The sequence below is a fragment of the Caballeronia sp. BR00000012568055 genome, from assembly GCF_029439455.1.
In the GTDB taxonomy this organism is placed as follows: domain Bacteria; phylum Pseudomonadota; class Gammaproteobacteria; order Burkholderiales; family Burkholderiaceae; genus Caballeronia.
The window spans coordinates 1-18,692 of record NZ_JAQFVG010000364.1; the positions used below are offsets into that span (position 1 = coordinate 1).

An 18,692-nucleotide genomic window follows, 5' to 3' on the forward strand; every position below is an offset into this window, starting at 1 on the left:
GGGCGTGGAAATGTTCCGCAAGCTGCTCGACCAAGGTCAGGCAGGCGACAACGTCGGTATCCTGCTGCGCGGCACGAAGCGTGAAGACGTGGAGCGTGGCCAGGTTCTGGCCAAGCCGGGTTCGATCAACCCGCACACGCACTTCACGGCTGAAGTGTACGTGCTGAGCAAGGACGAAGGCGGCCGTCACACGCCGTTCTTCAACAACTACCGTCCGCAGTTCTACTTCCGTACGACGGACGTGACGGGCTCGATCGAGCTGCCGAAGGACAAGGAAATGGTGATGCCGGGCGACAACGTGTCGATCACGGTCAAGCTGATCAACCCGATCGCCATGGAAGAAGGTCTGCGCTTCGCTATCCGTGAAGGCGGTCGTACCGTCGGCGCCGGTGTCGTGGCTAAGATTATCGAGTAAGAGCCAGAAATCTTCTCGGTAGTTTGTGGTTTCGGGATCGGCGAAGCTCGCTGATCCCAAATGGTTTAGGGGTATAGCTCAACTGGCAGAGCGTCGGTCTCCAAAACCGAAGGTTGGGGGTTCGATTCCCTCTGCCCCTGCCAAATTATCGCGCCAAGTGGCGCTGCTTAAGGTGTTATGGCGAATCCTTCCGTCGAAACTGTAAATACTTCCGGCGACAAGTTGATGTTGGCCGCGGGTGTATTGTTGGTCTTGGCCGGATTCGTGGGGTTCTTCTGGCTGTCTGGCCAAGAGTGGTACGTTCGTGGCGCAGCACTCGCTGTCGGTGTCATCGCGGGTGTCGCAGCGGGACTTCTCTCTGCGCCTGGCAAAGCATTCATCGCTTTCGCCAAAGACTCATACAAAGAAGTCCGCAAGGTCGTTTGGCCGACCCGCAAAGAAGCAACGCAAACGACTCTCGTGGTATTTGCGTTTGTTCTGATCATGGCCATTCTGCTCTGGCTTAGCGATAAGTCGATCGAATGGGTGATTTTCTCGGCGATTCTGGGGTGGAAATGATATGAGCGATACTCCGACATCCCCGAGTGGAAAACGTTGGTATGTGGTGCACGCCTACTCCGGCATGGAGAAGAGCGTGCAACGTGCGCTTCAAGAGCGCATTGATCGAGCAGGCATGCAAGACCAGTTCGGACAAATTCTTGTTCCGACTGAAGAGGTGGTCGAGGTCAAAGGTGGTCACAAGTCGGTAACCGAACGTCGTTTCTTCCCAGGCTATGTTCTGGTTGAAATGGAAATGACCGACGAAACCTGGCACTTGGTGAAGAACACTGCGAAGGTCACTGGTTTCGTCGGTGGCGCGCGAAATCGCCCGAGTCCCATCTCGCCGCGTGAAGTCGAAAAGATCATGTCGCAGATGCAGGAAGGCGTCGAAAAGCCAAGGCCGAAGACGCTGTTCGAAGTTGGCGAGATGGTTCGAGTGAAGGAAGGTCCGTTCACTGACTTCAATGGCAATGTCGAAGAAGTGAATTACGAAAAGTCCCGGGTTCGTGTCTCCGTCACGATTTTCGGGCGATCGACACCGGTCGAACTCGAGTTCGGTCAAGTCGAAAAGCTTTAATCGAATACATCGCGCGTGGCTCTCGGGTCATCGCGCGATTCGCGCTTACGGTCCGCGTAATGGCCGTTGAGGAGCGTCAGTAGGCGGTTTGTCGAACGCGCGCTATCACTCACCGAACGCTCTCGCGTTCAGCAGAGGTTTTCAAATGGCAAAGAAAATTATCGGCTTTATTAAGCTGCAGATTCCTGCAGGTAAAGCCAATCCGTCGCCGCCGGTCGGTCCGGCACTGGGTCAGCGCGGCCTGAACATCATGGAGTTCTGCAAGGCGTTCAACGCGCAGACTCAGGGCATGGAGCCAGGTCTGCCGGTGCCGGTGGTTATCACGGCATTCGCGGACAAGAGCTTCACGTTCATCATGAAGACGCCGCCGGCTACCGTTCTGATCAAGAAGGCAGCCGCAGTGCAGAAGGGCTCCAGCAAGCCGCACACCGACAAGGTGGGCAATATCACCCGCGCTCAAGCGGAAGAAATCGCAAAGACCAAGATGCCGGATCTTACGGCAGCTGATCTGGACGCAGCCGTGCGCACGATCGCTGGTAGCGCGCGTTCAATGGGTATCACTGTGGAGGGCGTGTAAATGGCTAAGCTTTCTAAGCGCCTTCAGGCATTCGAAGCCAAGATTGATCGTCAGAAGCTGTACGCAATCGACGACGCACTGGCTCTCGTGAAAGAGTGCGCCAGCGCGAAGTTCGATGAATCGATCGACGTCGCCGTGCAACTCGGTATCGACGCGAAGAAGTCGGATCAAGTGGTCCGTGGTTCGGTCGTTCTGCCGGCTGGTACTGGTAAGTCGGTTCGCGTTGCTGTGTTCGCGCAAGGCGACAAGGCTGAGCAAGCTCGTGCCGCAGGCGCCGATATCGTCGGTATGGAAGACCTGGCTGAGCAAGTCAAGGCTGGCAATCTGAACTTCGACGTTGTGATCGCTTCGCCGGACACGATGCGCGTTGTTGGTACGCTCGGTCAGATTCTCGGCCCGCGCGGCCTGATGCCGAACCCGAAGGTCGGTACGGTCACGCCGGACGTGGCTCAAGCAGTCAAGAACGCCAAGGCTGGTCAGGTTCAGTTCCGCGTCGACAAAGCCGGTATCATCCACGGCACGATCGGTCGCGCTTCGTTCGAGCCGACCAAGCTGCGTGAAAACCTGTCGGCACTGATCGACGCGTTGCAAAAGGCAAAGCCGGCGACGAGCAAGGGCGTGTACCTGCGCAAGATCGCCGTGTCGAGCACGATGGGCGTGGGCGTCCGTGTCGATCAAGGCACGCTGGCGCAGTAACAGAGTTTTAGAGCGTGGTCGAGAGACTGCGCTTCAAAAGGGCTTTGGGCGGTTGCTCTTTAAAACGGGCAACCGGTTGTCAAAGACCGTTGGTGGTGGTGCAGCAGGCAGGCACCACCTTAATTCAAGCCAACGCAGATGGCGAACCCGAAACAGTTTTGCAGTGGTTGAAGTCGGTTATCGAGCGTCGTAAGACGGTCACCTAATCGATAGAGATACTCCTAACAGTCGGACGCCGTTGTCGAACGTGGTGCATGAGGGTTGTTCGCCCGAGTGCATCGAATCTGGAGGTTTAACCGTGCCACTGAACAAAGAAGATAAGCAGGCAGTAGTCGCTGAAGTCGCCGCGCAAGTCGCGAAGGCTCAGACGATGGTGCTCGCTGAGTATCGTGGGATCACGGTTGGCGATCTGACCAAGCTGCGCGCGAAAGCGCGTGAGCAACAGGTGTATCTGCGCGTGTTGAAGAACACGCTGGCGCGTCGCGCTGTCGAAGGTACCCCGTTCGCTCCGCTGGCTGAGCAGATGACCGGTCCTCTGATCTACGGCATCTCGGAAGATGCCATTGCCGCCGCCAAGGTCGTCAATGACTTCGGCAAGAGCAATGACAAGTTGATCATCAAGGCTGGTTCCTACGAAGGCAAGGTGATGGACAAGGCAGGCGTGCAAGCGCTGGCCAACATCCCGAGCCGTGAAGAGCTGCTCTCCAAGCTGTTGTTCGTTATGCAAGCTCCTGTTTCCGGCTTCGCGCGCGCTCTGGCCGCGCTTGCTGAAAAGAAGCAGAGCGAAGCAGCGTAACGCTCACGCTTGGGCGCTAGTCGCTTAAGTTAGGCAAAGCTAGATCGCTAGCTCGATCCGAATTCAATCTAGGAGTATTTCACATGGCAATCGCAAAAGAAGACATCCTCGAAGCCGTTGGCTCGATGTCCGTTCTGGAACTGAACGAGCTGGTCAAGGCGTTCGAAGAGAAGTTTGGCGTGTCGGCTGCTGCTGTTGCAGTTGCTGGCCCGGCTGGCGCTGGCGGCGGTGCTGCTGCTGCTGAAGAGCAAACCGAGTTCACCGTGAACTTGGTCGAAGTGGGCGCAAACAAGGTTTCGGTCATTAAGGCCGTTCGTGAACTGACGGGTCTCGGCCTGAAGGAAGCGAAGGACCTGGTTGATGGCGCACCGAAGCCCGTCAAGGAAGCAGTGCCCAAGGCTGCTGCTGAAGAAGCAAAGAAGAAGCTGGAAGAAGCAGGCGCGAAGGCTGAAATCAAGTAAGTTTTTTGGCGCTATGCGAAGGCTGGCGGTTTTTACCGCCGGCCTTTTTGTGCTTTGTGGGGACGCAGTTTTTATGCACGCAGGCAAGCATAAAAGTCCCCACAGAAGTCAAAGAGAACGGTCGGATCGGCATGAATTTCCGGCAGTTCTCTTTGTCTTCTGAAGCGACTGCAGAAGGCAAGTTTGGTCGGGCAACGGGAAACACAGGCATCCGTTGCCGTCAGCCAGCGGTTGGTAGAGGCCAACCACCAAGCTTCTAGATTCGCGCGTCCGCCCTGGACAATGTGCGGGTCTCAGTCGGTGAACACCGAGCGTGCCGTCGAGGTATCCCGCCTCGGCAACGCCCGCCGTGATTCGGAGATCGTATGCAATATTCCTTCACCGAGAAGAAGCGTATTCGCAAGAGTTTCGCGAAACGCCCCATCGTTCACCAAGTTCCCTTTTTGCTGGCAACCCAGCTTGAATCATTCCAGACGTTTCTGCAAGCAGACACGTCTTCGTCGCAACGTAAGGCCGAAGGCCTGCAAGCTGCGTTCACCTCTGTTTTCCCGATTGTTTCGCACAACGGTTTTGCGCGTCTCGAGTTCGTCAGCTACATGCTGTCGTCGCCGGCGTTCAACATCAAGGAATGCCAGCAGCGCGGGCTGACCTACTGCTCGGCACTTCGCGCGAAGGTGCGTCTGGTTCTGCTCGACAAAGAATCGCCGAGCAAGCCGGTCGTCAAGGAAGTCAAGGAACAGGAAGTGTACATGGGCGAAATTCCGCTCATGACGCCGACGGGTTCGTTCGTCATCAACGGTACCGAGCGCGTGATCGTCTCGCAGCTCCACCGTTCGCCTGGCGTGTTCTTCGAGCACGACAAGGGCAAGACGCACAGCTCCGGCAAGCTGCTGTTCTCGGCGCGGATCATTCCTTACCGTGGTTCGTGGCTCGACTTCGAATTCGATCCGAAGGACGTGCTGTACTTCCGCGTTGACCGTCGTCGCAAGATGCCGGTCACGATTCTGCTGAAGGCGATCGGTATGTCGCCCGAGCAGATCCTCGCGAACTTCTTCGTGTTCGACAACTTCCAGTTGATGAACGAAGGCGCGCAAATGGAATTCGTCGCCGAGCGTCTTCGTGGCGAAGTGGCGCGTTTCGATATCAACGATCGTGACGGCAATCTCGTCGTCGCGAAGGACAAGCGCGTCAACGCCAAGCACATTCGCGATCTCGAAAACGCGAAGACGAAGTTCATTTCGGTGCCGGAAGACTACCTGCTCGGCCGCGTGCTGGCGAAGAACGTGATCGATCCGGAAACGGGCGAAGTGATCGCGAACGCCAACGAGGAAATTACCGAGTCGGTGCTCGAAAAGCTGCGCGAAGCGAAGGTTAAGGACATCCAGACGCTCTATACGAACGATCTGGATCAAGGCCCGTATATCTCGTCCACGCTGCGTATCGATGAAACCGCGGACAAGATGGCTGCGCGTATCGCGATTTATCGCATGATGCGTCCGGGCGAGCCGCCGACCGAAGAAGCAGTCGAGGCGCTGTTCAACCGTCTGTTCTACAGCGAAGAAGCGTACGACCTGTCGAAGGTCGGCCGTATGAAGTTCAATCGCCGCGTGGGCCGCGATGAAATCATCGGACCGATGACGCTGCAGGACGACGACATCCTCGCGACCATCAAGATCCTCGTCGAGCTGCGTAACGGCAAGGGCGAAGTGGACGATATCGACCACTTGGGCAATCGTCGCGTGCGTTGCGTGGGCGAACTCGCGGAGAACCAGTTCCGCGCGGGTCTCGTGCGTGTCGAACGTGCCGTGAAGGAACGTCTGGGTCAGGCAGAAAGCGAAAACCTGATGCCGCACGACCTGATCAACTCGAAGCCGATTTCGTCGGCAATTCGCGAGTTCTTCGGTTCGTCGCAGCTGTCGCAGTTTATGGACCAAACCAACCCGCTGTCGGAAATCACGCACAAGCGTCGTGTTTCCGCGCTCGGGCCGGGCGGTCTGACGCGTGAGCGCGCAGGCTTCGAAGTCCGCGACGTGCACCCGACTCACTATGGTCGTGTTTGCCCGATTGAAACGCCGGAAGGTCCGAACATCGGCCTGATCAACTCGCTGGCGCTGTACGCGCACCTGAACGAATACGGCTTCCTCGAAACGCCGTATCGCAAGGTGACGGATAGCAAAGTGACGGATCAGATCGACTATCTGTCGGCGATCGAAGAAGGCCGTTACGTGATCGCTCAGGCGAACGCGGCAGTGGCGGAAGACGGCACGCTGACCGACGAACTCGTGTCCTCGCGTGAAGCGGGCGAAACCATGATGGTCACGCCGGACCGCATCCAGTACATGGACGTGGCGCCGTCGCAGATCGTGTCGGTGGCGGCATCGCTGATTCCGTTCCTTGAGCACGATGACGCGAACCGCGCGTTGATGGGCTCGAACATGCAGCGTCAGGCCGTGCCTTGCCTGCGTCCGGAAAAGCCGGTTGTCGGTACGGGTATCGAGCGTACGGTGGCGGTTGACTCGGGTACGACGGTTCAGGCGTTCCGCGGTGGCGTGGTGGATTACGTCGATGCGGGCCGTATCGTGATTCGCGTGAACGACGAAGAAGCCGTAGCAGGCGACGTCGGCGTGGACATCTACAACCTGATCAAGTACACGCGTTCGAACCAGAACACGAACATCAACCAGCGTCCGATCGCGAAGGTGGGCGACAAGGTTTCGCGCGGCGACGTGCTGGCCGATGGCGCATCGACGGATCTGGGCGAGCTTGCGCTCGGCCAGAACATGCTGGTCGCGTTCATGCCGTGGAACGGCTACAACTTCGAAGATTCGATCCTGATCTCGGAGAAGGTCGTGGCCGACGATCGTTATACGTCGATCCACATCGAAGAGTTGAACGTTGTTGCTCGCGACACGAAGCTTGGACCAGAAGAAATCACGCGCGATATTTCGAACCTCGCGGAAGTGCAGCTTGGCCGTCTCGATGAGTCGGGCATCGTGTACATCGGCGCGGAAGTCGAAGCGGGCGACGTGCTGGTCGGTAAGGTGACGCCGAAGGGCGAAACCCAACTGACGCCGGAAGAAAAGCTGCTGCGCGCGATCTTCGGTGAGAAGGCGTCGGACGTGAAGGACACGTCGCTGCGCGTGCCGTCGGGCATGAGCGGCACGGTGATCGACGTGCAGGTTTTCACGCGCGAAGGCATCACGCGTGACAAGCGCGCGCAACAGATCATCGACGACGAACTGAAGCGCTATCGCCTCGATTTGAACGACCAGCTTCGCATTGTGGAAGGTGACGCGTTCTCGCGTCTCGCCCGTATGCTGAATGGCAAGGTCGCGAACGGCGGTCCGAAGAAGCTCGCGAAGGGCACGAAGATCGATCTGCCGTACCTCGAAGATCTCGACCACTACCATTGGTTCGACATCCGCCTCGCGGACGAAGAAGCAGCGGCACAGCTGGAAGCGATCAAGGATTCGATCGAGCAGAAGCGTCATCAATTCGACCTCGCGTTCGAAGAGAAGCGCAAGAAGCTGACGCAAGGCGACGAACTACCGCCGGGCGTGCTGAAGATGGTCAAGGTGTACCTCGCGGTCAAGCGTCGTCTGCAGCCTGGCGACAAGATGGCGGGTCGCCACGGTAACAAGGGTGTCGTGTCGAAGATCGTGCCGATCGAAGACATGCCGTACATGGCCGATGGCCGTCCGGCCGACGTCGTGCTCAACCCGCTCGGCGTGCCGTCGCGGATGAACGTGGGTCAGATTCTCGAAGTGCATCTGGGTTGGGCCGCGAAGGGTCTGGGCTGGCGTATCGGCGAAATGCTGCAGCGTCAGTCGAAGGTCGAGGAAATGCGTGCGTTCCTCACGAAGATCTATAACGAGTCGGGCCGTCAGGAAGAGCTGGAAAGCTTCACCGACGACGAAATCCTCGAACTCGCGAAGAATCTGCGTCAAGGTGTGCCGTTTGCGACGCCGGTTTTCGACGGCGCAACGGAAGACGAAATGTCGCGCGCGCTGGATCTGGCTTACCCGGACGACATCGCTTCGAACCTCGGCATGACGCCGTCGAAGAATCAGGTCACGCTGTACGACGGTCGCACCGGCGAAGCATTCGAGCGTACGGTCACGGTCGGCTACATGCACTACCTGAAGCTGCACCACTTGGTCGATGACAAGATGCACGCGCGTTCGACCGGTCCGTACTCGCTGGTCACGCAGCAGCCGCTGGGTGGTAAGGCGCAGTTCGGTGGTCAGCGCTTCGGTGAAATGGAAGTGTGGGCGCTCGAAGCGTACGGCGCATCGTATGTGCTGCAGGAAATGCTGACGGTCAAGTCGGACGACGTGACAGGCCGGACCAAGGTTTATGAGAACCTCGTCAAGGGCGATCACGTGATCGACGCGGGCATGCCGGAATCCTTCAACGTGTTGGTGAAGGAAATCCGCTCGCTCGGTATCGACATCGATCTGGACCGCAATTAATCGGACTACGGAGAGAAAGCAATGAAAGCTCTGCTCGATCTATTCAAGCAAGTCCAACAAGAAGAAGTTTTTGATGCGATCAAGATCGGCCTCGCGTCGCCCGACAAGATTCGTTCTTGGTCCTTCGGCGAAGTGAAGAAGCCGGAGACCATCAACTACCGCACGTTCAAGCCGGAGCGGGATGGTCTGTTTTGCGCGAAGATTTTTGGTCCGATCAAGGACTACGAATGCCTTTGCGGCAAGTACAAGCGCCTGAAGCACCGTGGCGTGATCTGCGAGAAGTGCGGCGTGGAAGTCACGCTGGCGAAGGTGCGTCGTGAACGGATGGGCCACATCGAGTTGGCCTCGCCGGTTGCGCACATCTGGTTCCTGAAGTCGCTGCCGTCGCGTCTGGGCATGGTGCTCGACATGACGCTGCGCGACATCGAGCGCGTGCTGTACTTCGAAGCATATGTGGTGATCGATCCGGGCATGACGCCGCTGAAAGCGCGGCAGATCATGACGGAAGAGGATTACTACAACAAGGTCGAAGAGTACGGTGACGAATTCCGTGCCGAAATGGGCGCGGAAGGCGTGCGTGAACTGCTGCGCGCGATCAACATCGACGAACAGGTCGAAATGCTGCGCACCGAACTCAAGAACACGGGTTCGGAAGCGAAGATCAAGAAGTACGCGAAGCGCCTGAAGGTGCTCGAGGCTTTCCAGCGTTCGGGCATCAAGCCTGACTGGATGGTGCTCGAAGTGCTGCCGGTGCTGCCGCCGGAACTGCGTCCGCTGGTGCCGCTGGATGGCGGCCGTTTCGCGACGTCGGATCTGAACGACTTGTATCGCCGCGTGATCAACCGTAACAACCGGTTGAAGCGTCTGCTCGAACTGAAGGCGCCTGAAATCATCGTCCGCAATGAAAAGCGGATGCTGCAGGAAGCCGTCGATTCGCTGCTCGACAACGGCCGTCGCGGTAAGGCGATGACCGGTGCGAACAAGCGTCCGCTGAAGTCGCTCGCTGACATGATCAAGGGTAAGGGCGGTCGTTTCCGTCAGAACTTGCTCGGTAAGCGCGTTGACTATTCGGGCCGTTCGGTGATCGTGGTCGGTCCGACGCTCAAGCTGCATCAGTGCGGTCTGCCGAAGCTGATGGCGCTCGAACTGTTCAAGCCGTTCATCTTCAACAAGCTGGAGGTGATGGGCGTCGCGACGACCATCAAGGCTGCGAAGAAGGAAGTCGAGAACCAGACGGCCGTGGTGTGGGACATCCTCGAAGAGGTGATCCGCGAGCATCCGGTCATGCTGAACCGTGCGCCGACGCTGCACCGTCTCGGCATTCAGGCTTTCGAGCCGGTGCTGATCGAAGGCAAGGCAATTCAGCTTCACCCGCTGGTTTGCGCGGCGTTCAACGCCGACTTCGACGGTGACCAGATGGCTGTTCACGTTCCGCTGTCGCTCGAAGCGCAGTTGGAAGCGCGCACGCTGATGCTGGCGTCGAACAACGTCCTGTTCCCGGCCAACGGCGATCCGTCGATCGTGCCGTCGCAGGATATCGTGTTGGGTCTCTACTACGCATCGCGTGAAGCGGTGAATGGCAAGGGCGAAGGCATGACGTTCACGGGCGTCTCGGAAGTGATTCGCGCGTACGAGAACAAGGAAGTCGAGCTGGCTTCGCGCGTCAACGTGCGTATCACCGAAATGGTGGCGAACGAGGACACGAGCGAAGGCGCGCCGAAGTTCGTGCCGAAGATCTCGCTGTTCGCAACGACCGTTGGCCGTTCGATCCTGTCGGAAATTCTGCCGCCGGGTCTGCCGTTCACGGTGCTGAACAAGCCATTGAAGAAGAAGGAAATTTCGCGTCTGATCAACACGGCGTTCCGCAAGTGCGGTCTGCGCGAAACGGTGATCTTCGCCGACCAGTTGATGCAGATGGGTTTCCGCCTCGCAACGCGCGCCGGTATTTCGATTTGCGTGGACGACATGCTCGTGCCGCCGCAGAAAGAAACCATCGTCGGCGACGCAGCGAAGAAGGTGAAGGAATACGACCGTCAGTACATGTCGGGTCTCGTCACCGCGCAGGAACGCTACAACAACGTGGTCGATATTTGGTCGAACACGTCGGAAGCGGTCGGCAAGGCGATGATGGAACAGCTTTCGACAGAACCGGTGGTTGATCGTGACGGCAAGGAAACGCGTCAGGAATCGTTCAACTCGATCTACATGATGGCCGACTCGGGCGCGCGGGGTTCCGCAACGCAGATTCGTCAGCTGGCCGGTATGCGCGGGCTGATGGCGAAGCCGGACGGTTCCATTATCGAGACGCCGATTACCGCGAACTTCCGTGAAGGTCTGAACGTGTTGCAGTACTTCATCTCGACCCACGGTGCGCGTAAGGGTCTGGCTGATACGGCACTGAAGACCGCGAACTCGGGTTACCTGACGCGTCGTCTGGTCGATGTGACGCAGGATCTGGTCGTCGTCGAAGAAGATTGCGGCACGTCGAACGGCGTGGCGATGAAGGCGTTGGTCGAAGGCGGCGAAGTCGTCGAAGCGCTGCGTGATCGTATTCTCGGTCGCGTCGCGGTGGCGGACGTCGTTCATCCGGAAACGCAAGAGACGCTGTACGCGTCGGGCGATCTGCTCGACGAAGACGCAGTGGAAGAAATCGAGCGTCTGGGTATCGACGAAGTGCGCGTGCGCACGCCGCTGACCTGCGAAACGCGTTATGGCTTGTGCGCATCGTGCTATGGCCGTGACCTCGGTCGCGGTTCGCGCGTGAACGTCGGTGAGGCAGTCGGTGTGATCGCTGCTCAGTCGATCGGTGAGCCGGGCACGCAGCTGACCATGCGTACGTTCCACATCGGTGGTGCGGCATCGCGTGCGGCGGTTGCATCGACGGTGGAGGCGAAGTCGAACGGCACGGTGCGCTTCACGGCCACGATGCGTTACGTCACCAACGCGAAGGGCGAGCAAGTCGTCATTTCGCGTTCGGGCGAAGCGATCATCGCGGACGACCTCGGTCGCGAGCGTGAACGTCACAAGATCCCGTACGGCGCGACGCTGCTGCAACTCGACGGCGCGACCATCAAGGCCGGTGCGCAACTGGCTCAATGGGATCCGCTGACGCGTCCGATCATCACCGAGTACGGTGGTACGGTGAAGTTCGAAAACGTCGAAGAAGGCGTGACGGTTGCGAAGCAGATCGACGATGTGACCGGTCTTTCGACCCTGGTCGTGATCGACGTGAAGCGTCGTGGCTCGCAGGCTTCGAAGAGCGTGCGTCCGCAGGTGAAACTGCTCGACGCGAACGGCGAGGAAGTGAAGATCCCGAACACCGAGCATTCGGTGCAGATCGGCTTCCAGGTCGGCGCACTGATCACCGTGAAGGATGGTCAGCAAGTGCAGGTCGGTGAAGTGCTGGCACGTATCCCGGTTGAAGCGCAGAAGACGCGTGACATTACCGGCGGTCTGCCGCGTGTGGCCGAACTGTTCGAAGCGCGCTCGCCGAAGGACGCCGGCATTCTTGCGGAAGTCACGGGTACGACGTCGTTCGGTAAGGACACGAAGGGCAAGCAACGTCTGGTGATTACGGACCTCGAAGGCAATCAGCACGAGTTCCTGATCGCGAAGGAAAAGCAGGTGCTGGTGCACGATGGTCAGGTCGTCAACAAGGGCGAAATGATCGTGGACGGCCCGGCCGATCCGCACGACATCCTGCGTCTGCAGGGTATCGAGGCGTTGTCGCGCTACATCGTGGACGAAGTGCAGGACGTGTACCGTCTGCAGGGCGTGAAGATCAACGACAAGCATATTGAAGTGATCGTGCGTCAGATGCTGCGTCGTGTTCAGATCACCGACAACGGCGACACGCGCTTCATTCCGGGTGAACAAGTCGAGCGTTCGGACATGTTGGACGAGAACGACAAGATGATCGCGGAAGACAAGCGCCCGGCAACGTACGAAAACGTGCTGCTCGGTATCACGAAGGCGTCTCTGTCTACCGATTCGTTCATCTCGGCGGCGTCGTTCCAGGAAACGACGCGCGTGCTGACCGAAGCGGCGATCATGGGCAAGCGCGACGATTTGCGTGGCCTGAAGGAAAACGTGATCGTCGGTCGTCTGATTCCGGCCGGTACGGGTCTCGCGTTCCACAAGGCTCGCAAGAACAAGGAGTCTGCGGATCGCGAACGCTTCGACCAGATCGCTGCCGAAGAGGCATTCGATTTCGGTACGCCGGAAGCCCCGGCAGCGGAGCAGCAGCCGCATACGACGGGCGAGTAAGTTTCTCGTTCGTTATTGCTTGATTGAGACCGCCCGGTTCACGCCGGGCGGTTTTTTTTCGTCGGTATGTTTTGATGTCGAAGTCACTCTGCCGAATGGCATAGGCCGGTTCGGCATGCCGTTGCGTTGTTAGAATTCGTTATTCCTCTTCGCCGTATCGCACGTTCAGTCCATGTCCCGCTCACTCGAAATCCTCAACGAAATCTTCGGCTATCCCGCTTTTCGCGGACAACAGGCGGAGATCGTCGAGCATGTCGCGGGCGGCGGAGATTCGCTCGTGCTGATGCCAACGGGCGGCGGCAAGTCGCTGTGTTATCAGATTCCATCGCTGGTGCGGCACGAGGCGGGATTCGGCGCGGGTATCGTCGTGTCGCCGCTGATCGCGTTGATGCAGGATCAGGTGGCGGCGCTCACCGAAGTGGGCGTGCGCGCGGCCTATCTCAATTCGACGCTGTCGGGCGCGGAAGCCAATGCGACCGAGCGCGCCTTGCGCAACGGCGAGATCGATTTGCTTTACGTCGCACCCGAACGATTGATGACGCCGCGTTTTCTCGAACTGCTTGAGGATTCGCCCGTCGGCTTGTTTGCCATCGACGAAGCGCATTGTGTTTCGCAATGGGGTCACGACTTCCGGCCCGAATACATTCAGTTGTCGGTCCTGCACGAGCGTTTTCCGGATGTGCCGCGTATCGCGCTGACCGCGACGGCTGATGCCATTACGCGCGATGAAATCGTGCATCGGCTCGCGCTCGACGATGCGCGCATTTTCGTTTCCAGCTTTGATCGACCGAACATTCGGTATCGGATCGTCGAAAAGGACAATGCGCGGTCGCAGTTGTTGGATTTCATCCGCGCTGAACATACCAACAAGGACGGTACGACCGACGCGGGCGTTGTGTATTGCCTGTCGCGCCGCAAGGTCGAGGAAACCGCCGACTGGCTGAAAGGCCAGGGCATTCGCGCTTTGCCGTATCACGCCGGGATGGAGTTTCAGATTCGGCAGAAGCATCAGGAGATGTTTCAGCGCGAAGAGGGCATCGTGATGTGCGCGACGATTGCCTTCGGTATGGGTATCGACAAACCTGACGTGCGTTTCGTCGCGCATCTGGATTTGCCGAAGAGCGTCGAAGGCTACTATCAGGAAACCGGGCGCGCGGGCCGTGATGGCATGCCGGCCAACGCGTGGATGGCATACGGTCTCGGCGATGTCGTGCAGCAGCGCAAGATGATCGATGAATCCGATGCTGACGAAGCCCACAAGCGCGTACAAACCGGCAAGCTCGACGCGCTGCTTGGTCTATGCGAAGTCGCCTCCTGCCGACGCGTGCGCCTGCTCGCGTACTTCGGCGAAACGAGCAAGCCGTGCGGCAACTGCGATACATGCCTCGAACCGCCCGCCTCGTGGGACGCGACGCGCGAAGCGCAGATGGCGCTGTCGTGCGTTTATCGGGCGCAGCGGGCGAGCGGCTTCCACTTCGGCGCAGGGCATTTGATCGACATCCTGCGTGGCACGCGCGGCGAAAAGGTTCTGCAGCGCGGGCACGAGAAGCTTTCGACGTTCGGCCTCGGCGCTGGGCTGTCCGAGCCGGAGTGGCGCGCGGTGTTCCGGCAATTAGTGGCCTTCGGTTACCTCGCAGTCGATCACGAAGGCTTCGGTTCGCTCGTACTGACCGATGCCAGCAAGCCAGTGCTGAAGGGCGAGCAGCAGGTCACGCTGCGCAAGTACATGAAACCTGCGCGCAGCCGGCAATCTTCCGCACGTACCGGCGAACGCGCCGATCCGACCGCCGGCATGTCGCCACGCGAGAAGTCGCGCTGGGATCGCCTGCGCGCGTGGCGCGCCGAAACCGCAAAGAGCGACGGCGTGCCGGCCTACGTCATCTTCCACGATGCCACGCTCGCGGAAATCGCCCGCAGCGATCCCGACACCATTGACGATTTGCGGCACATTCCGGGCATCGGTGTGCGAAAACTGGAGCGTTTCGGCGACGAATTGCTCGACGTAGTCGGCGCCGATTAACGAAATTCGTCCGGAGAGCTTCGGAATTCTCCCCAACGTATTGACCCAATTAGGAATTTCGGAATATCATGCTAGGTTCTCGTTCTGGGTCCAGTTTCGGATCCGGCCTGGCGCTGGGTCGCGGAAGCAAAAACACCGAACGAGAGCGTCAGACGCGTGACTGCAAACGCTTTGCCCGCTTGAAATCACGCCGATTTTGATCATTTTTCTGGAATAACTATGCCAACCATCAATCAACTGGTTCGCAAAGGCCGCGCGTCGGAAACGACGAAGAGCAAGTCGCCGGCCCTGCAGGACTGCCCGCAACGTCGCGGCGTGTGCACCCGCGTGTACACGACGACGCCGAAGAAGCCGAACTCGGCACTTCGTAAAGTCGCAAAGGTTCGCCTGACCAACGGTTTCGAAGTCATTTCGTACATCGGCGGTGAAGGCCACAACCTGCAAGAGCACTCGGTCGTGCTGATCCGCGGCGGCCGTGTGAAGGACTTGCCTGGTGTTCGTTACCACATGGTTCGCGGCTCGCTGGATACGCAGGGCGTCAAGGACCGTAAGCAAGCTCGCTCGAAGTACGGTGCGAAGCGTGCCAAGGCTGGCAAGTAAGCTGCCGGTCTGCTGAGTAGAAGTAGTTTCTGGTCGCCGAAAGGCGGTTAATGCGGTGGTGCCGGAAGTGCCGGCGCTATCGAGTAAGTGGTCACCCGGCCAAGCTGGTTTAGTCGAATAGATGGATCGGGTTTGTTGGTGGCCGCGGAGCAGATAAATTGCTCCAACTGAAAAGGTAAAGGAAGAATCATGCCGCGTCGTCGCGAAGTCCCCAAACGGGAAGTGTTGCCGGATCCGAAATTCGGCAACGTAGATGTAGCCAAGTTCATGAACGTGCTGATGCTCTCCGGCAAGAAGTCGGTTGCCGAGCGTATCGTGTACGGCGCTTTTGAACAGATCCAGACCAAGGGTGGCAAGGACCCGCTGGAAGTGTTCACGGTTGCGCTCAACAACGTGAAGCCGGTGGTCGAAGTGAAGAGCCGTCGCGTTGGTGGTGCCAACTATCAAGTTCCGGTCGAAGTGCGTCCCTCGCGTCGTATGGCATTGGCGATGCGTTGGTTGCGCGAAGCCGCGAAGAAGCGCAGCGAAAAGTCGATGGCCCTGCGCCTGGCAGGTGAACTCTCCGAAGCGGCCGAAGGCCGTGGCGGCGCAATGAAAAAGCGCGACGAAGTTCACCGCATGGCAGAAGCCAACAAGGCATTCTCGCACTTCCGTTTCTAAGCTCCCGCTCCAGGGCATAACGGAAAATCAGGGCGGGTGCGCTAATTTCGGCGCCTCGCCCGTTTGTGTTAGAACGCGCTGGCTCATGACAAAAATGAGGCTGGTGCGTTGACCGAAAAAGGATCCAAAGTGGCTCGCAAGACACCTATCGAGCGCTACCGCAATATCGGTATTAGCGCTCACATCGACGCCGGCAAAACGACGACGACCGAGCGCATCCTGTTCTACACGGGCGTGAACCACAAGATCGGTGAAGTTCACGACGGCGCAGCAACGATGGACTGGATGGAGCAGGAGCAAGAGCGCGGCATCACGATTACGTCGGCTGCTACCACTGCCTTCTGGAAGGGCATGGCGGGCAATTATCCCGAGCACCGCATCAACATCATCGACACCCCGGGTCACGTCGACTTCACGATCGAAGTGGAGCGCTCGATGCGCGTTCTCGACGGCGCGTGCATGGTCTACTGTGCAGTGGGCGGCGTGCAGCCGCAGTCGGAAACCGTGTGGCGTCAGGCGAACAAGTACAAGGTTCCCCGTCTCGCGTTCGTCAACAAGATGGACCGTACCGGCGCGAACTTCTTCAAGGTCTATGACCAGTTGAAGAACCGCCTGAAGGCAAACCCGGTTCCGGTCGTGGTGCCGATCGGCGCGGAAGAAACCTTCAAGGGCGTCGTTGACCTCTTGAAGATGAAAGCGATCATTTGGGACGAAGCATCGCAAGGTACGAAGTTCGACTACGTCGATATCCCGGCTGAACTCGTTGACACGTGCAACGAGTGGCGCGAAAAGATGATCGAGTCGGCTGCCGAAGCCAGCGAGGAGCTGATGGAAAAGTACCTCGGCGGCGAAGAGCTGTCCGAAGCGGAAATCGTCAAGGCGATCCGCGACCGTACCATCGCGTGCGAAATCCAGCCGATGCTGTGCGGCACCGCGTTCAAGAACAAGGGCGTGCAGCGTATGTTGGACGCCGTGATCGACTTCCTGCCGTCGCCGGTCGATATTCCCCCGGTTACGGGCGAACTCGAAAGCGGTGAAAAGGGTGAGCGTCGCGCGTCGGACGACGAGAAGTTCTCGGCACTCGCGTTCAAGATCATGACGGATCCGTTCGTCGGCCAGCTGATCTTCTTCCGCGTGTACTCGGGCATCGTGAATTCGGGTGACACCATCCTGAACGCGACCAAGGACAAGAAGGAACGTCTGGGCCGTATTCTGCAGATGCACGCGAACCAGCGCGAAGAAATCAAGGAAGTGCGCGCAGGCGACATCGCTGCAGCCGTTGGCCTGAAGGAAGCAACCACGGGCGACACGCTGTGCGATCCGCAAAGCCCGATCGTGCTCGAACGCATGGTGTTCCCGGAGCCGGTGATTTCGCAGGCCGTCGAGCCGAAGACGAAGCCCGACCAAGAAAAAATGGGTCTCGCGCTGAACCGTCTGGCACAGGAAGATCCTTCGTTCCGCGTTCAAACGGACGAAGAATCGGGCCAAACCATCATTTCGGGTATGGGCGAACTCCACCTCGAAATTCTGGTTGACCGTATGCGCCGCGAATTCGGCGTGGAAGCGACCGTCGGCAAGCCGCAGGTTGCTTACCGCGAAACGATCCGCGGCACGGCCGCAGACGTGGACGGCAAGTTCGTCAAGCAGTCGGGTGGTCGCGGCCAGTACGGTCACGCGGTCATCACGCTCGAGCCGAACGAACAAGGCAAGGGCTACGAGTTCCTGGACGAGATCAAGGGCGGCGTGATTCCTCGCGAATACATCCCGGCCGTGGACAAGGGTATCCAGGAAACGCTGAAGTCGGGCGTGCTCGCAGGCTTCCCGGTTGTGGACGTGAAGGTTCACCTGACGTTCGGTTCGTACCACGACGTTGACTCGAACGAAAACGCTTTCCGTATGGCCGGCTCGATGGCCTTCAAGGAAGCAATGCGCAAGGCAAGCCCGGTCATTCTCGAACCGATGATGGCCGTGGAAGTCGAAACGCCTGAAGACTACATGGGCAACGTGATGGGCGATTTGTCCAGCCGTCGCGGTATTGTCCAGGGCATGGAAGACATGGTCGGCGGTGGCAAGATCGTCCGCGCGGAAGTTCCGCTGTCGGAAATGTTCGGCTACTCGACGTCGCTGCGTTCGGCGACGCAAGGCCGTGCAACGTACACGATGGAGTTCAAGCACTACGCCGAAGCTCCGCGTAACGTCTCCGAGGCGATCATCAACGCCAAGGGCAAGTAATTCGGCGCAAGCCATAAGCTTTAACCGATAACCAAACTCTGAAAGAAGGTAATCATGGCAAAAGGTAAATTCGAGCGGACCAAGCCGCACGTGAACGTGGGCACGATCGGTCACGTTGACCACGGCAAGACCACGCTGACGGCAGCAATCACGACGGTTCTCACGCAGAAGTTCGGCGGCGAAGCGAAGGCGTACGACCAGATCGACGCAGCGCCGGAAGAAAAGGCACGTGGTATTACCATCAACACCGCGCACGTCGAGTACGAAACGGCTAACCGTCACTACGCACACGTTGACTGCCCGGGCCACGCTGACTATGTGAAGAACATGATCACGGGTGCCGCACAGATGGACGGCGCAATCCTGGTTTGCTCGGCCGC

Annotated in this window: 14 protein-coding genes and 1 tRNA gene; all 15 read left to right on the plus strand. The window is 58.8% G+C overall.

Annotated elements, in window-relative coordinates:
• Positions 1-415: EF-Tu/IF-2/RF-3 family GTPase (locus P7F28_RS33285; protein WP_368860387.1), on the plus strand; the 415-nt coding region annotated here is incomplete at its 5' end.
• Between the two features lie 67 nt (positions 416-482).
• Positions 483-558 (plus strand) — tRNA-Trp (locus P7F28_RS33290).
• A 34-nt stretch (positions 559-592) separates the two neighbouring features.
• Entirely contained in the window at positions 593-973 is a 381-nt protein-coding gene (gene secE / locus P7F28_RS33295; RefSeq protein WP_277189614.1) for a preprotein translocase subunit SecE, read from the plus strand.
• Position 974: 1 nt separating this feature from the next.
• Complete coding sequence (gene nusG, locus P7F28_RS33300) at positions 975-1,532, plus strand: transcription termination/antitermination protein NusG (protein WP_035511383.1); 558 nt, start codon at positions 975-977, stop codon at positions 1,530-1,532.
• Positions 1,533-1,677: 145 nt separating this feature from the next.
• The gene (rplK, locus tag P7F28_RS33305; RefSeq protein ID WP_008343796.1) at positions 1,678-2,109 is read left to right on the plus strand and encodes a 50S ribosomal protein L11; all 432 of its coding nucleotides are present in this window, start codon (positions 1,678-1,680) and stop codon (positions 2,107-2,109) included.
• The gene (gene rplA / locus P7F28_RS33310; RefSeq protein WP_277189618.1) at positions 2,110-2,805 is read left to right on the plus strand and encodes a 50S ribosomal protein L1; all 696 of its coding nucleotides are present in this window, start codon (positions 2,110-2,112) and stop codon (positions 2,803-2,805) included.
• Positions 2,806-3,103: 298 nt separating this feature from the next.
• Positions 3,104-3,601, plus strand: coding sequence for a 50S ribosomal protein L10 (gene rplJ, locus P7F28_RS33315; RefSeq protein ID WP_277189620.1), 498 nt, complete (start codon positions 3,104-3,106; stop codon positions 3,599-3,601).
• An 83-nt stretch (positions 3,602-3,684) separates the two neighbouring features.
• On the plus strand, positions 3,685-4,062 hold the full coding sequence (rplL, locus tag P7F28_RS33320; protein ID WP_094781735.1) for a 50S ribosomal protein L7/L12: 378 nt from the start codon (positions 3,685-3,687) through the stop codon (positions 4,060-4,062).
• Positions 4,063-4,427: 365 nt separating this feature from the next.
• The gene (gene rpoB / locus P7F28_RS33325; protein ID WP_277189623.1) at positions 4,428-8,534 is read left to right on the plus strand and encodes a DNA-directed RNA polymerase subunit beta; all 4,107 of its coding nucleotides are present in this window, start codon (positions 4,428-4,430) and stop codon (positions 8,532-8,534) included.
• Positions 8,535-8,555: 21 nt separating this feature from the next.
• The gene (rpoC, locus tag P7F28_RS33330) at positions 8,556-12,800 is read left to right on the plus strand and encodes a DNA-directed RNA polymerase subunit beta' (protein WP_277189625.1); all 4,245 of its coding nucleotides are present in this window, start codon (positions 8,556-8,558) and stop codon (positions 12,798-12,800) included.
• Between the two features lie 172 nt (positions 12,801-12,972).
• Positions 12,973-14,820: a DNA helicase RecQ gene (gene recQ / locus P7F28_RS33335; RefSeq protein WP_277189627.1), complete on the plus strand. Its 1,848-nt coding sequence runs from the start codon at positions 12,973-12,975 to the stop codon at positions 14,818-14,820.
• 219 nt (positions 14,821-15,039) lie between these two features.
• Positions 15,040-15,420, plus strand: coding sequence for a 30S ribosomal protein S12 (gene rpsL, locus P7F28_RS33340; protein WP_006998493.1), 381 nt, complete (start codon positions 15,040-15,042; stop codon positions 15,418-15,420).
• A 189-nt stretch (positions 15,421-15,609) separates the two neighbouring features.
• A complete protein-coding gene (gene rpsG, locus P7F28_RS33345; RefSeq protein WP_006053291.1) occupies positions 15,610-16,080 on the plus strand; it encodes a 30S ribosomal protein S7 in 471 nt (156 codons plus the stop codon).
• Between the two features lie 129 nt (positions 16,081-16,209).
• Positions 16,210-18,312, plus strand: coding sequence for an elongation factor G (gene fusA / locus P7F28_RS33350; RefSeq protein ID WP_277189641.1), 2,103 nt, complete (start codon positions 16,210-16,212; stop codon positions 18,310-18,312).
• Positions 18,313-18,366: 54 nt separating this feature from the next.
• Positions 18,367-18,692 (plus strand): GTP-binding protein (locus P7F28_RS33355; protein WP_277189642.1); only part of this gene is annotated, 326 nt, incomplete at its 3' end.